This is a genomic window from Silanimonas algicola, assembly GCF_054777375.1.
The window spans coordinates 248,942-262,282 of the sequence record NZ_BAAHAS010000002.1; the positions used below are offsets into that span (position 1 = coordinate 248,942).

At 70.5% G+C, this 13,341-nt stretch carries 14 protein-coding genes; 6 read left to right on the forward strand and 8 right to left on the reverse strand.

All coding sequences use genetic code 11. The annotated features are described in order from the left end of the window. Nucleotides 1-82: 82 nt before the first annotated feature. Nucleotides 83-643 carry a thioredoxin TrxC gene (gene trxC / locus ACYVAK_RS06320; RefSeq protein ID WP_461059085.1) on the reverse strand — a complete coding sequence of 187 codons (561 nt, stop codon included), beginning with the start codon at nt 641-643 and terminating at the stop codon, nt 83-85. 40 nt (nt 644-683) lie between these two features. Here trxC and ACYVAK_RS06325 point away from each other — a divergent pair, with 40 nt between their 5' ends. Next, nucleotides 684-1,151: a CopD family protein gene (locus ACYVAK_RS06325; protein WP_461060496.1), complete on the forward strand. Its 468-nt coding sequence runs from the start codon at nt 684-686 to the stop codon at nt 1,149-1,151. Between the two features lie 10 nt (nt 1,152-1,161). Here the strand turns inward: ACYVAK_RS06325 and ACYVAK_RS06330 are convergent, their stop codons facing one another. The 5 genes from ACYVAK_RS06330 to ACYVAK_RS06350 all read right to left on the reverse strand — a co-directional run bounded on the left by ACYVAK_RS06330 (nt 1,162) and on the right by ACYVAK_RS06350 (nt 6,145). After that, a complete protein-coding gene (locus ACYVAK_RS06330; RefSeq protein WP_461059086.1) occupies nt 1,162-2,040 on the reverse strand; it encodes a bile acid:sodium symporter family protein in 879 nt (292 codons plus the stop codon). A 30-nt stretch (nt 2,041-2,070) separates the two neighbouring features. Then, complete coding sequence (locus tag ACYVAK_RS06335) at nt 2,071-3,099, reverse strand: synaptic vesicle VAT-1 family membrane protein (RefSeq protein WP_461059088.1); 1,029 nt, start codon at nt 3,097-3,099, stop codon at nt 2,071-2,073. 5 nt (nt 3,100-3,104) lie between these two features. Next, nucleotides 3,105-3,509: a hypothetical protein gene (locus ACYVAK_RS06340; RefSeq protein WP_461059090.1), complete on the reverse strand. Its 405-nt coding sequence runs from the start codon at nt 3,507-3,509 to the stop codon at nt 3,105-3,107. Between the two features lie 101 nt (nt 3,510-3,610). Next, on the reverse strand, nt 3,611-5,005 hold the full coding sequence (locus ACYVAK_RS06345; protein ID WP_461059092.1) for a DEAD/DEAH box helicase: 1,395 nt from the start codon (nt 5,003-5,005) through the stop codon (nt 3,611-3,613). Between the two features lie 240 nt (nt 5,006-5,245). Continuing rightward, on the reverse strand, nt 5,246-6,145 hold the full coding sequence (locus ACYVAK_RS06350) for a universal stress protein (protein WP_461059094.1): 900 nt from the start codon (nt 6,143-6,145) through the stop codon (nt 5,246-5,248). A gap of 56 nt (nt 6,146-6,201) precedes the next feature. Between ACYVAK_RS06350 and ACYVAK_RS06355 the strand changes: the two genes are divergently transcribed. Then, nucleotides 6,202-6,594 carry a YbaN family protein gene (locus ACYVAK_RS06355; RefSeq protein WP_461059096.1) on the forward strand — a complete coding sequence of 131 codons (393 nt, stop codon included), beginning with the start codon at nt 6,202-6,204 and terminating at the stop codon, nt 6,592-6,594. Nucleotides 6,595-6,607: 13 nt separating this feature from the next. Here the strand turns inward: ACYVAK_RS06355 and ACYVAK_RS06360 are convergent, their stop codons facing one another. Next, nucleotides 6,608-7,195 (reverse strand): C40 family peptidase, encoded by a 588-nt coding sequence (locus ACYVAK_RS06360; RefSeq protein ID WP_461059098.1) that lies wholly within the window; start codon nt 7,193-7,195, stop codon nt 6,608-6,610. A gap of 65 nt (nt 7,196-7,260) precedes the next feature. Between ACYVAK_RS06360 and ACYVAK_RS06365 the strand changes: the two genes are divergently transcribed. The 4 genes from ACYVAK_RS06365 (at nt 7,261) to hutG (ending at nt 11,090) form a co-directional block, all read left to right on the forward strand. Continuing rightward, a complete protein-coding gene (locus ACYVAK_RS06365; RefSeq protein WP_461059100.1) occupies nt 7,261-7,740 on the forward strand; it encodes an FKBP-type peptidyl-prolyl cis-trans isomerase in 480 nt (159 codons plus the stop codon). A gap of 74 nt (nt 7,741-7,814) precedes the next feature. Further along, nucleotides 7,815-9,050, forward strand: a complete 1,236-nt coding sequence (locus tag ACYVAK_RS06370) for a DUF418 domain-containing protein (RefSeq protein WP_461059102.1) — start codon at nt 7,815-7,817, stop codon at nt 9,048-9,050. After that, nucleotides 9,043-10,296, forward strand: coding sequence for an NAD(P)/FAD-dependent oxidoreductase (locus tag ACYVAK_RS06375; protein WP_461059104.1), 1,254 nt, complete (start codon nt 9,043-9,045; stop codon nt 10,294-10,296). Before ACYVAK_RS06370 ends, ACYVAK_RS06375 begins: the two co-directional genes overlap by 8 nt. Before the next feature lie 14 nt (nt 10,297-10,310). After that, the gene (gene hutG / locus ACYVAK_RS06380) at nt 10,311-11,090 is read left to right on the forward strand and encodes an N-formylglutamate deformylase (RefSeq protein ID WP_461059106.1); all 780 of its coding nucleotides are present in this window, start codon (nt 10,311-10,313) and stop codon (nt 11,088-11,090) included. A 311-nt stretch (nt 11,091-11,401) separates the two neighbouring features. Here the strand turns inward: hutG and parE are convergent, their stop codons facing one another. Further along, nucleotides 11,402-13,303 (reverse strand): DNA topoisomerase IV subunit B, encoded by a 1,902-nt coding sequence (gene parE, locus ACYVAK_RS06385; RefSeq protein ID WP_461059108.1) that lies wholly within the window; start codon nt 13,301-13,303, stop codon nt 11,402-11,404. Nucleotides 13,304-13,341: the final 38 nt, after the last annotated feature.

Below are 13,341 nucleotides of genomic sequence, written 5' to 3' on the forward strand. Positions count from 1 at the left end.
CTTTCAGCGTCACGGCCAGCAGGGCGATGGCCGTGGCGCGACGGTCGCGACGCCCGGGCGTTCGGGGGCTCGACATGGGATCTCAGGCGAGCCCGTAGCTGGTCGCCAGCCACTGCATGAAGGCGGGCAGCGGCAGAGCACCGCTGGTGCGGGCCACCTCGTGGCCGCCGTCGCGGCTGCCCTGCCAGGCGATCAGCGTGGGCAGGCTCTGGATACGGAACTGCGAAGCCAGCTGCGGCTCGGCCTCGGTGTCGAGCTTCAGGAAGCGGAACTGCGGTTCGAGCCGCTGGCAAGCGGCGGCGAAGACCGGCGCGAAGCTGCGGCAGGGGCCACACCACGCCGCCCACGCGTCGATGATCACCGGCTGTTCGGATTTGAGCAGCAGCGCTTCGGCGTTCTTTGCCGTCAGGGACAGGGGCATGCCGGTGAACAGGCCGTGGCCGCAGCGCCCGCACTTCGGGTCGTCGCCCAGGCGTGCGTCGGGCACGCGGTTGATCGACAGGCAGTGCGGGCAGGCGAGTTGCGTGGTGTCGGTGTCCATGGCGCGCAGGGTAGCGCCCGACGGGCGATGCGGCATGGTGCAGGGCCGCATCGACGCCGGCGTCACGACGACGTCATGGCGACGCGAGCGCCGGCGCGGCATGGCATCCTTCGCCGCCTTCCCACTCTTGGAATCCCGTCCGATGGAGCTCTACGCCGGCAACACCTACCTGTGGACGAAGCTGCTCCACACGCTCTTCGTGATCGCTTGGATGGCCACGGTGTTCTACCTGCCGCGTATCCTCGTGAACATCGCGGAAGCGGCCTCGGAGCCTGCGGTCGTCGCCCGCCTCGTGCTGATGGGCAAGCGCCTCTACCGCTTCGGCCACGTGATGCTGGGCTTCGTGTTCCTGTTCGGCTTCCTGCTGTGGTTCGGCCGCGTCATCGATGACTCGCTGTGGCCGCACATCACCGCCGGCCGCGGCTGGATGCATCTGAAGTTCCTGCTGGTGCTCGGCGTCCTCGCCCACTTCATCGTCGCCGGCCGGATGGTAAAGGCCATCGAAAAAGGCGCGGCGCCGAAGTCGGCGACGTGGCTGCGCTGGTTCAACGAGATCCCGGTGGTGTTGCTGCTCGTGATCCTGGTGCTGGTGTTCATCAAGCCGATCTGACGGGCCGGCCTTACGCGGGCGCTCCCGCGTTGGGCAGCGCCCGCTTCAGTACCCACCACGCGAACAGGCCGCCGGTCACGTACATCAGCAGCGAATAGAGCGCCGGCACCACCGCGGCGCCCGGCATCGACAGCACGTGCAGGGCGACGAAGATCGCCAGCGTGCCGTTGTGGATGCCGATCTCGAAGGCGATGGCGGTGGCCTGCGGCACGCCCAATCGCGCGGCGCGGCCGGCGGCGTAGCCGGACAGCAGGCTGGCGAGGTTGAACAGCAGGGCGGCAAGGCCGACGACCGCGGCGTAGGTCGACAGCGTCTCCCATTCGAAGACCACCGCGGCACCGATCAGCACGACGAGGATGAGCGTCGAGGCGAGGCGGATGGGTTTGTCGAGTTTTTCGGCGATCACCGGACGCCACGCGCGCAAGCCCATGCCGATCACCACGGGCAGGATCACCAGCACGCCGACCTCGATGATCTTCTGGGTCGGTGGCGGCACGGCCTGCTCGCTGGCCATCAACCAGGCGAGGCCGAGCGTGACCCAGAGGGGCAGGGTCACCAGGGCCAGAACGCTGTTGATCGCCGTGAGCGTGATGTTCAGCGCCACGTCCCCGCGGGCCAGATGCGAGAACAGGTTGGCCGTCACGCCGCCGGGCGAGGCGGCGAGCAGCACGAGGCCGAGGCCCAGCTCCGGCGGCAGCCCAAAGCCGATGGCCAACCCGAACGCCACCGGCGGCAGCAGCACCGTCTGCACCGCCAGTGCCACCACCACGGCTTTCGGCGCCGTCGCCACGCGCTTGAAGTCGGCGAGCGTGAGGTGCAGGCCGAGGCCGATCATCACGATGCCCAAGGCGATCGGCAGGAAGAGGCTGAAGATCGGGTTGTCGGCCATGGCGTCTCTGGTGCGGTGCGGCAGGGCGGCTCAGGGGGTGAGCACGAGTTTCCCGACACTCTGCCCGGACTCGATGCGCCGGTGTGCCTGCGCCGCGTCAACGAGCGGGAAGGCTTCCACCGGCGGCGGCAGAAGGCGGCCGTCGGCAAAGCGCTCGAGCAGCCACAGCATGCCCTCGCGCAGGCGCGGGGCCTCCGCCGACAGGAAGCTGAGGTTCGCGGCCATGACGCTGCGGTTGCTCGTGGTCATCGCCAACGGGTTGAAGCGCGGCGTCCGCCACCAGTCCCAGGCCAGTTTCAGCCAGTTCACCCGGCCGTCCTTGGGCAGCATCGAGGCGAAACCGTAGACCACCAGCTTTCCCATCGGGGCGAGGGCGTCGAAGCTGGCCTGCAGGGTCGACACCCCGTTGGCGTCGAACACCGCGTGGAAGCCCTCGGGAGCGATCGCCCTCGCCGCCGCGACCCAGTCGAATGTCGATTTGTCGATGACGTGGGTCGCGCCGAGCGCCTTCGCCGCGTCGACCTTGTGCGCGGCGCCGACGACGCCGGTGGCCTCGACGCCCGCCAGGCGAGCCAGCTGCAGCAGGGCGCCGCCCACGCCACCGGCGGCCGAGTGCACCAGCCACCGGTCACCCGCCCGCGGATGCACCTGCTGGTGCGCCATGAACCAGGCGGTCAGGAACACCGTGGGCAGGGCCGCGGCCTGCGCGCTGGACAGCGACGCCGGGGTCGCGAACACGCGGTCCTCGGGCAGGCAGATCGCGCTGGTGTAGCCACCGAACAGCGTCACGCCGATGGCGCGGTCGCCCATCCGCCAGCCCTCGACGCCGTCACCGACCGCATCGACCACGCCGGCCACCTCGAAGCCCGGCGTGATCGGGTAGCCGTGCAGGCGCTTGGCGCTCTCGTAGAGGCCCATGCGGATGATGCCGTCCGCGTAGTTGACGCCGCAGGCTTCGACGCGAAGACGCACTTCACCGCGCTTCGGCAGCGGGTCGGGCGATTCGACGAGGCGCAGCGCGTCGTAGCCGCCGGGCCGTTTGATGACGATGCGCCGCATGGGGTTCAAGCGATTGCCGGGCGGCGCCAGCGCGCCACGCCCATCGCGATGGGCAGCGGGATCGCCAGCGTCGCGATGGCCATCCACAGCGGGTGTGGCAACAGGCTGATGTTGATGGCGCACAGCACCACCATCAGCAGGCCGAGGGCGATGCCGAGGCCCTTCCATCGGGCCCGGGCGATGGCGGTCGCGACCAGCACCGACACCGCCGTGGCGATGGCATAGGCCAGCACCACCCACGCCTTCGCCGCGACGGGCATCGCTTCGACGATGGTCGCCATCTGCTCGTGGCTGTCCGGATCGATGCCTGGCGGCAGTGGCCACAGGTGGTGGCCGATCATCTGCACGCCGGCCACCGTCAGGCTCATCGCGACGGCGCCGGCGAGGAACGCGAAGATCGCTCGCAGCATGGTGGTTCTCCCTCCCCAAGGAGCGCCCAGACTGCGGCAGCCCGGGCCAAAAAGGAAACGGGCCCGAAGGCCCGTTCCTCGTTCAGCGATGGCGGGGCCGATCAGGCCGGGCGCGTGCCGTCGCGGCGCTGGCCGCCCTGGCGTTGGCCACCGCCACCACCGTCGCGGCGCGGGCCGCCGGCGTGGCCCTGCGGACGGCCGCCGTCACGGCGCGCGCCGTGGGCGTGGCCGTCGCGGCGCGGGGCGCCGGCGTTGCCACCGGCCGGACGTTCGCCATCGCGACGCGGCGGGCGCGGGCCCTGCGGGCGGCGCGCGCGCTGCTGGCCGGCCGTGCTGTCGTCGTTGATGTCGTTGCCGTCGCGGAAGCTCCAGTCCGGCGGGAAGCCGTCGAGGCCACGCACCTCCAGCGGGTCCTTGAGGATGCGCTGCACCTGGCGGAGCAGCTTGGCCTCGTCCTTCGACACCAGCGAGATCGCCTCGCCCGTGCAGCCGGCGCGGCCGGTGCGGCCGATGCGGTGCACGTAGTCTTCGGGGACCATCGGCAGTTCGAAGTTGATGACGCGCGGCAGGGCCGGGATGTCGAGGCCGCGGGCGGCGATGTCGGTCGCCACCAGCACGCGCACCGTGCCCTTCTTGAAATCGCCGAGCGCGCGCAGGCGGGCGTTCTGCGACTTGTTGCCGTGGATGGCCTCGGCCGGGATGCCGGCGGCGGTGATCTGCTTGGCGAGGCGGTCGGAGCCGTGCTTGGTCTTGGCGAAGACCAGCGTCTGGTCCTGGTAATGCGTCGAGAGCAGCTTCAGCAGCACTTCGCGCTTTTGCGTGTCGCGCACCGGGTGCACGCGGTGGGTGACCGTGGCGGCGACGACGTTCGGCGGCGTGACCTGGATCTCCTGCGGTTCGCGCAGCGCTTCCTTGGCGATCTCGCGGATGGCCTTGTCGAAGGTGGCCGAGAACAGCATCGTCTGGCGCTGCTTCGGCACCATCGCGATGATGCGGCGGATCGCCGGCAGGAAGCCGATGTCGAGCATGCGGTCGGCCTCGTCGAGGACGAGCACCTGGACCTCGCGCAGGTCGACGTTGCGCTGCTGCAGGTGGTCGATCAGGCGGCCCGGGCAGGCCACGATGATGTCGACGCCGCGGCGCAGGGTGTTGGCCTGGTTCACCAGCGAGACGCCGCCGTAGACGACGGCCATCTTCAGCGACAGGTGCTTGGCGTAGTCGCGCAGGTTGTCGTGCACCTGCTGGGCGAGTTCGCGGGTGGGGGCAAGGATCAGCGCGCGCGGGTTGCGGCTGCGCTCCCCCGTGCTGAGTTTCTGCAGCAGGGGCAGGCCGAAGGCGGCGGTCTTGCCGGTGCCGGTCTGCGCGCCGGCGAGCAGATCGCGGCCTTCGAGGGCCGCCGGAATGGCCTCGGCCTGGATCGGCGTGGGCGTGGTGAAGCCGAGGCCGTCGAGCGCACGGCAGAGCGCGGGCGTGAGCCCGAGGGATTCAAAAGTCACGATGGAACACTCCTAGCGAAAAACCCGGAGCGTTCCCTGGAACCGCGCTGCGAGAAGGTGCGGACGAACCGCTGACGGTGCCCTTGGGCGGGCGGAAGGGCCGGGGCGACGGCTTCAAGCCGAGGCGCGCGGCCGGCGTGGGGACCTTGGATCACCCGGCACCGGAAGCCGCGCACCCTACGGCAAGCGCGGCCGCCGCGCCAGCCCGGCGTTCCGACGGTTCAGCCGCGAGCCATCGCCTCAAGCCGGATCCGGCGCCAGCAGCACGTCGGCATCGAGCCTGGCCAGCAGGCGCTGGCCCACGCTGCCCAGCAGGCCGCCCAGCCACGGGCCGCGGCCGCGGGTGCCGATCACCACGAGGTCCGTGCTTCGCTCAGCGGCCTCCCGTTCGACCGTCTCCGCCGCGTCCCCGCGGCGGAAGTGCGCCACCCAGTCCGGGTAGCGCGCCGACAGCGCCTCGAAGCGGGCCAGCGCCGCTTTCTCCGCTTCGACGGTGAAGCGCTCGAGCGCGGCGGGATCGGGCTGGACGAGGGCCAGCGTGGCCTCGGGCAGCGACGGATGCACGTGCAGCAGGTGTTTCTCCGCGGCCGGGGCCAGCAGCGGCGCCCAAGGCAGGGCGCGTTCGGCGCCGTGGCTGAAATCGGACGCGCCGAGGACGCGTCGCCAAGGCGCGGTGGCGGGACGGCGACAGACGAGCAGGGGCAGCGGGCAGGCGTGCACGGCCGCTTGGGCCGTGGTGCCGAGCAGCCGCTGGCCAAGGCCGGTCGGCGCATGGGCGCCGAGCACCAGCAGGTCGCCGCCGAGCTCGGCGGCGAGGGCACCGAGGTCGCGTCGGGGCTGGCCCACGAGGCAGTGCACGGTGATGTCCGGATGCGTCAGCGTGGCCAGCCGGGTCCGCTGCTGGCGGAGCCGCGCGAGGCCGGCCTCCTGCAGGGCTTCCAGTCCGATCCACGCCACGCTGCCAGGGTCGCCCCAGGCCGAGACGACGGGCAGCGGTTCGACCACGTGCATCAGGCTGAGCCGGGCTCCAAGGGCGGCAGCAAGCGCATCGGCGCGCAGCAGGGCGTTGTCCGCGCACGGGCTGAAATCACTGGCCACCACCAGGTGGGAGGGGGTGGGGACGGACGCTGCGTGGGGCATGGGCGGAGCTCCCGGGGGCGGTTCTTGCACCTTGCGGGGTGGCGGGCGTCCGTCGCATGACCTCGGTCAAGTATCCTGCGCCGATGTGGAACGACCTGCGCCGTGGGCTCTGGATCGCCCTGGCCTATACGGCGCTGGGCTTGGGTGTCATCGGCGTCGTCCTGCCCGGCTTGCCCACCACCCCCTTCATCCTGGTCGCCGCATGGGCCGCGGCGAAAAGCTCGCGCCGCCTGCACCAGTGGTTGCTCGACCATCGCCTGTTCGGCCCGATGGTGCGCGATTGGCAGGCCCGCGGCGCGGTCAGCCGGAAGGCCAAGCGCATGGCGGTGCTGACGATGTCGCTGTGTGCCGTCCTGATGTTCGCGACGGCTCCGGCGTGGTGGATGGCCGCGACCGGCACGGCCTGCATGGCCGTGGTCGCGATCTGGCTCTGGCGTCGGCCGGAATAGCCCGGGGCCGGGTTCAGGGCGCCGCGTCGAGGATGCGCTTCGCGCCCTTGTAGCTGCGGGTCCAGTGCGGTGCGGAAAGCGCGTCGATGCGCACCCGGCCGCCCCGGCTGGGCGAGTGGATGAAGCGGCCCTCGCCGACGTAGATGCCGACATGGTCGATACGGCCGCGGCCCTGGCGGAAGAACACCAGGTCGCCGGCCGAGAGCGCGGACTTGTCGACCGGCGTGCCGGCCCCGACGAACTGGTCGTTGGCGGTGCGCGGCAGCTCCAGCCCCAGCGATTCGCGGAACACGTACGACGTGAAGCCCGAACAGTCGAAACCGCGCTGCGGCGTGGTACCGCCGTAGCGGTAGGGCGTGCCGATCAGGCCCATCGCCTGCATCAGCACGTCGTCCGCGCGGAGGTCGAGCGGTACCGCGCTGCTGGTTCGGGCGCTGCGCAGGGCGCTCGGTTCCGAAGCGCTCGCCCCAGCGATCGCCTTGCGGTCGCCGAGGCTGGTGCAGCCGGAGAGCAGTCCGAGCGCCAGCGCCAGCGCCACGGCGCTTGGCGTGGCGCCGCGGCGGGCGGGATAATGGGTGGGCGTGGCGTTGCGGCCGTTCATGGCCGCGGAGTCTGCCCCATCCCGCGCGCTGCCTTCCAGCGCCCCATCCCGAGTTTGGAATTCCCATGAAGATCGAGAAAGACCACGTCGTCCGCCTGCATTACACCGTGTCCGAGGCGGGTGGCGAGGCCATCGAGAGCTCGCGCGACCGCGAGCCGCTGGCCGTGCTGATCGGCCACAACGCCATCATCCCCGGTCTCGAGGCCGCACTGGTCGGCCGCGAGGCCGGCGAGACCTTCGACGTCACCGTGGCGCCGGACCAGGCCTACGGGGAGCGACGTCCGGGCCTCGTGCAGCGCATCCCGCGCAAGCACTTCAAGAACCAGAAGCTGGCCGTGGGCATGCAGATCGTCGTCCCGACGCAGATGGGCCCACGTCCGGTCACCGTCGAGAAGGTCGGCCTGTCCGTGGTCGACGTCGACCTCAACCACCCGATGGCCGGCAAGAGCCTGAGCTTCAACGTCGAAGTGGTCGACGTGCGCGATGCGACGGCCGAAGAGAAGGACCATGGCCACGTCCACGGCGAGGGCGGTGTCGAGCACTGACCCTTGCCGCTTCCGGTAGCCACGACGCCCCCGCAGCCCCTAGGCTTCGGGGGCGTTTCTCTTCCAGAGCCCCGATGACTCTTCCCGCCGCCGCGGCGCCGATCGCCGACCGCGATCGCCTTCCCGTCCTGGACATCCTGCGCGGCTTCGCGCTGTTCGGGATCTTCCTGATGAACATCGAGTTCTTCACACGGACGCTGCAGACCTACTCGGGCGGCGTGGCGCCCTCCGAAGGCTGGGACTACGCCTTCGGACTCGCCATCTACGTGGCCGTGCAGGGCAAGTTCTGGGTGCTGTTCGCGCTGCTGTTCGGCATGGGGTTCGCGCTGATGCGCGACCGCGCGTCGACCTCCGGTCGCCCGTTCTTCGGGCTCCATTTGCGGCGTACCTTGCTGCTGGCGCTGTTCGGCGCGCTGCACATCGCCTTCGTCTGGGTTGGCGACATCCTGCTGGCCTATGCGATGACCGCGCTGCTGCTGCTGGCCTTGGCATGGCTGCGCGGCACCGCGGCGTGGGTGGTCGGCGGCGGGTTGTACCTCGGCGTGGCGGTTCTCTGGCTGCTGTTCGGCATGGTCCTCATGGCCATGCCCGAGTCGACTTCGGCCATGGTCCGCGCGGAGATGCTCGGCCTCGTCGCCGAGGCCGACCGCGCCGCCACCGTCTATCGCGAGGGCGGTTTCCTCGAGATCACCCGCCAGCGCCTTTCCGATTACCAGGTGGTCGCCACCGGTGCGCTGCCCTTCCAGATCCCGATGATGCTTGGCGTGTTCCTGCTCGGCCGTTGGCTGGTGGGGACGGGGTACCTCGCCGACCCGTCGGCGAACCGGGGCTTCTTCCTGAAGTTGGCGCTGGGTGGCGTGCTCTTCGGCCTGATGGGCGTGGCGGGCAGCCTGTCGCTCGGGGCGCAGTTCGATCTCGTCGAGGACGTTGCCGCGTCGACGGTCGCCGCGGCCTTGATGTCCCTCGGGAACCTGCCCCTGGCCCTCGGCTACCTCGCGATCGTGGTGTTGCTGGCCAGCGGGCCGCTGCGCGCCCCGCTTGCCCTCCTCGCGCCGGCCGGCCGCATGGCGCTGACGAACTACCTGCTGCAGTCCATCGTCGGCACGTTCATCTTCTACGGTTATGGCTTGGGCCAATGGGGCGAGATCGGCCGCAGCGGCCAGGTCGCGATCGTGGTGGCGGTGTTCGGCCTGCAGGTCGTTTTCAGCCACTGGTGGTTGTCACGATTCCGTCTCGGCCCGATCGAATGGCTGTGGCGCGCGGGCACGTACCTGCAGGTGCCGCCGATGCGGAGGATCGCCCGTGCCTGACGTGCGCTACGACGTCCTCGTCGTGGGCGGCGGCGTGATCGGCCTCGCCTGCGCGCAGGCCCTTGCCTCCGCCGGGCGCGCCGTCGGCCTGCTGGAGCGCGACCGGATCGGGGCGGCCACCAGTCACGGGAACTGCGGCACGCTCACCCCCAGCCACGCCTTGCCGCTGGCGGCGCCGGGCATGGTGGCGAAGGCGTTGGGGTGGATGCTGAAACCCGACGCCCCGTTCCTCGTGCGTCCGCGGTTCGATCCCGCGTTGTGGGCGTGGCTGTTGCGCTTCGCAGCGCGCTGCGACGAGCGCACGTTCCGCGCCGCGATTGCACCGAAGGCCGCGCTCTTGAATGCGTCGAAGACCCTTCTCGACGAACTCGTGCGCTCGCGGGGCATCGATTGCGGCCACCGCAGCGATGGCCTGCTCTACGTCTGGCGCGATGCCGGCGGCTTCGAGGCCGGTTGCCGCAGCCACGCCCTGTTGCGCGACCACGGCATCGCGGTGGACGAATGGGACGGGGCACGTGCCGAACGCGAGGAGCCGGCGCTGCGCGAGGGCGTGGCCGGTGCGCTGTTCTTCCCCGATGACGGGCACCTGCGCCCGGAGCGCTACACGGCGGAACTCGCCCGGATCGCCGGGCGGGACGGTGCCGTCATCGAAGAGGGGGCCGACATCGTCGAACTCCTCCGTGACGGCGACGCTTGGAAGGCCACCGCTCGCGACGGCCGCCGCTGGCATGCTCGCGCGTTGCTGCTGGCCAGCGGCCCGTGGGCCGCACGCATGGCGCGGCCGCTCGGGTTGCGCCTGCCGATCGTCCCGGGCAAGGGCTATTCGATCACCTATGCGCGCCCCGCGCTGGCTCCCCGCCGGCCGCTGGTCCTGAAGGACCATTCCGTCTGCGTCACCGCGTGGGATGACGGCTACCGGCTGGGCAGCACCATGGAGTTCGCCGGCCATGACGAGCGCCTCACCCGTGCGCGCCTCGATGCCCTGGAGCGCGGCGCCGCCGCCGCCCTGCGCGAGCCGACCGGGCCGACGAAGCGCGAGGAGTGGTTCGGTTGGCGGCCGATGACGTGGGACGACCTGCCGGTCCTCGGCGCCGTCCCCGGCCAGTCCGGTCTGTGGCTGGCGGTGGGGCACGGGATGATGGGCATGGGCATGTCCGCGGTGACGGGGCGACTGGTCGCCGATCTCGTCACGGGGCGGCCCCCGGTGATCGATCCGACCCCTTACGCCATCACCCGTTTCGGCTGAGCAGCACCTCTCGCATGGATCTTTTCTCCCTCCGACGTGGCCATGCGCCGCTGCTGATCAGCGTGCCGCACGATGGCGCCCACATCCCAGCGGAGCTCGCTGCGAGGATGACGCCCGAAGCCCGTCGGGCGCCGGATACCGACTGGTGGATGTCGAAGCTCTATGCCCCGATCGCCGAAGCGCTGGGGGCGTCCCTGATCGTCCCGACGCACTCGCGCTACGTCGTTGACCTGAACCGCCCCCCGGACGACGTCCCTCTCTACCCCGGCCAGAACACCACGGGTCTGTGCCCCGCCGTGCGCTTCAGCGGCGCTCCGGTCTACCTCGACGGCCAAGGGCCGGAGCCCGATGAGATCGCCATGCGCGTCGAGACCTATTGGCGCCCCTACCACGAGGCCCTCGCTGCCGAGCTGGCCCGCTTGCGCGGACGGCATGGCCGCGTGCTGCTCTGGGAAGGCCACTCGATCGCTTCGATCGTGCCCTTCCTGTTCGAGGGCGAATTGGCCGAACTCAATCTCGGGACGGCCGACGGCGCGAGCTGCCGACCGGCCACGGAAGCGGCGCTGCAGGATGCCTTGGCGGAGCAGTCGCGCTTTTCGTGGGTGCTCAACGGGCGATTCAAGGGGGGCTACATCACCCGGCACTATGGCCGCCCGGAGGACGGCATCGAGGCCGTCCAGCTCGAAACCGCCCAGCGCGCCTACATGGTCGAACCTGGTGGCGGCTTCGAGCCCGGGGAGGCGGCCCCGCTCCAGCGGCAAATCCAACGCTTGATCGAGGCCGCCTTGGGTTGATCCGTGGTGGCCACCGGCCGGCCAGTAAATGCGCGCTAAATCGCGACGGAATCGTCAGCACACCGTCATCTTCGCCGTGTAAATCTATCGTTAATCCGGGGGGCATCGCCGCGCCCCCGGTGCACGGAGCCCGCCATGACCCCCGGAATGTCCCTCGCCCGCTTCCTCGTTGCTGGCTTCATCGCCGTGCTGATGCTGGCGATCGCCAAGGCCGAAGCCTCGGCCTGACCCGCCCGCGCCATACCGTGGCCCTGCCACCGGGCAGGGCGCTTGAGCGCGCGCCTCCCGGCGCGCGTCGTCGTTTCAGGGGGTTACACGTCGAGCGACGCAAGGTCGCCCTTGGTCTCCAGCCAGCTCTTGCGGTCGCCCGCGCGCTTCTTGCTGAGCAGCATGTCCATCAGCGCGCTGGTCGTGGCGCCATCCTCCACCGTGAGCTGCACCAGTCGGCGCGTGTCCGGGTGGATGGTGGATTCGCGCAGCTGCGACGGGTTCATTTCGCCCAGGCCCTTGAAGCGCGTCACCGTGACCTGGCCGCGGATCTTCTCGCGCTCGATCTTCTCCAGCAGCAGGCGCTTCTCCTCCTCGTCCAGCGCGTAGAACACCTGCTTGCCCACGTCGACGCGGAACAGCGGGGGCATCGCCACGAAGACGTGGCCGGCGCGCACGAGGGCGGGGAAGTGCTTGAGGAACAGCGCGGAGAGCAGGGTGGCGATGTGCAGGCCGTCCGAGTCGGCGTCGGCGAGGATCACGACCTTGCCGTAGCGCAGGCCCTCGAGGTTGTCGACGCCCGGATCGCAGCCGATGGCCACGGCGAGGTCGTGCACTTCCTGCGAGCCCAGCACCGAGCCGCTCTCGACCTCCCACGTGTTCAGGATCTTGCCGCGCAGCGGCAGGATGGCCTGGAAATCCTTGTCGCGCGCCTGCTTGGCGCTGCCGCCGGCCGAATCACCCTCCACGAGGAAGAGTTCCGTGCGGCCGAGGTCCTGCAGGATGCAGTCCGCCAGCTTGCCGGGCAGGGCGGGGCCCTGGGTGATCTTCTTGCGGACGACCTGCTTCTCGGTCTTGAGGCGGGCCTGGGCGCGGGCGATCGCCATCTGCGCGATGGCCTCGCCCTGCTCGACGTGCTGGTTCAACCACAGCGAGAACGCATCGTGCGCCGCGCCCTCGACGAAGGCGGCGGCCTGCCGCGAGCTCAGGCGCTCCTTGGTCTGGCCGCTGAACTGCGGGTCGCCCATCTTCAGGGACAGGATGAAGCTGGCGCGGTCCCAGACGTCCTCCGGCGCCAGCTTCACGCCGCGCGGCAGCAGGTTGCGGAAGTCGCAGAACTCGCGCAGCGCGTCGGTGATGCCGGAGCGCAGGCCGTTCACGTGCGTGCCGTGCTGCGCGGTGGGGATCAGGTTGACGTAGCTTTCCTGCGGGCACTCGCCTTCGGGCGTCCAGCACAGCGCCCACTCGGCGATCTCGCCGTCCTTGGCCAGCTTGCCGATGAAGAGGTCGGCCGGCAGCCAGTCCGCGTCGCCGCCGCGGGCGGCCAGCTCGCCCTTGAGGTAATCGCGCAGGCCGTCCTCGTAGTACCACTCGTTGCGCTCGGCGGTGGCCTCGTCGTACAGGGTCACCTTCAGGCCGGGGCAGAGCACGGCCTTGGCGCGCAGCAGGTGGCGCAGGTGGCGCAGGTTGTACTTCGGCGTGTCGAAGTACTTCGGGTCGGCCCAGAAGCGCACCCGCGTACCGGTGTTGCGCTTGGCCACGGTGCCGATGGTCTCCAGCGGCGAGAAGCGGTCGCCGTCGCGGAACTCCATCCGGTACTCGCTGCCTTCGCGGCGGATCTGCACGATGACCTTGGTGGACAGCGCGTTCACCACCGAGACGCCGACGCCATGCAGGCCGCCGGAGAAGGCGTAGTTCTTGCCGCTGAACTTGCCGCCGGCGTGCAGGCGCGTGAGGATCAGCTCGACGCCGGGGATCTTCTCCTCCGGGTGGATGTCCACCGGCATGCCGCGGCCGTCGTCGTTCACCTCGCAGCTGCCGTCTGCCCAGAGCGTCACTTCCACCGTCTTCGCGTGGCCGGCAAGGGCCTCGTCGACCGCGTTGTCGATGACCTCCTGCGCCAGGTGGTTCGGGCGCGAGGTGTCGGTGTACATGCCGGGGCGGCGCTTGACCGGGTCGAGGCCGGAGAGGACTTCGATGTCGGCGGCGTTGTAGCGGGTGCTCATTCGGTGCGGGGTTCCACGGAGTCTGCCAGGCCGCGGGC

Coding starts and splice junctions, on each gene's coding strand:
- ACYVAK_RS06335 (WP_461059088.1), bottom strand. CDS start 3,099: ATGCGGCGCATCGTCATCAAACGGCCCGGCGGCTACGACGCGCTGCGC.
- ACYVAK_RS06355 (WP_461059096.1), top strand. CDS start 6,202: ATGACCTCGGTCAAGTATCCTGCGCCGATGTGGAACGACCTGCGCCGT.
- ACYVAK_RS06350 (WP_461059094.1), bottom strand. CDS start 6,145: ATGCCCCACGCAGCGTCCGTCCCCACCCCCTCCCACCTGGTGGTGGCC.
- trxC (WP_461059085.1), bottom strand. CDS start 643: ATGCCGCGCCGGCGCTCGCGTCGCCATGACGTCGTCGTGACGCCGGCG.
- ACYVAK_RS06360 (WP_461059098.1), bottom strand. CDS start 7,195: ATGAACGGCCGCAACGCCACGCCCACCCATTATCCCGCCCGCCGCGGC.
- ACYVAK_RS06340 (WP_461059090.1), bottom strand. CDS start 3,509: ATGCTGCGAGCGATCTTCGCGTTCCTCGCCGGCGCCGTCGCGATGAGC.
- ACYVAK_RS06325 (WP_461060496.1), top strand. CDS start 684: ATGGAGCTCTACGCCGGCAACACCTACCTGTGGACGAAGCTGCTCCAC.
- ACYVAK_RS06370 (WP_461059102.1), top strand. CDS start 7,815: ATGACTCTTCCCGCCGCCGCGGCGCCGATCGCCGACCGCGATCGCCTT.
- parE (WP_461059108.1), bottom strand. CDS start 13,303: ATGAGCACCCGCTACAACGCCGCCGACATCGAAGTCCTCTCCGGCCTC.
- ACYVAK_RS06365 (WP_461059100.1), top strand. CDS start 7,261: ATGAAGATCGAGAAAGACCACGTCGTCCGCCTGCATTACACCGTGTCC.
- ACYVAK_RS06330 (WP_461059086.1), bottom strand. CDS start 2,040: ATGGCCGACAACCCGATCTTCAGCCTCTTCCTGCCGATCGCCTTGGGC.
- hutG (WP_461059106.1), top strand. CDS start 10,311: ATGGATCTTTTCTCCCTCCGACGTGGCCATGCGCCGCTGCTGATCAGC.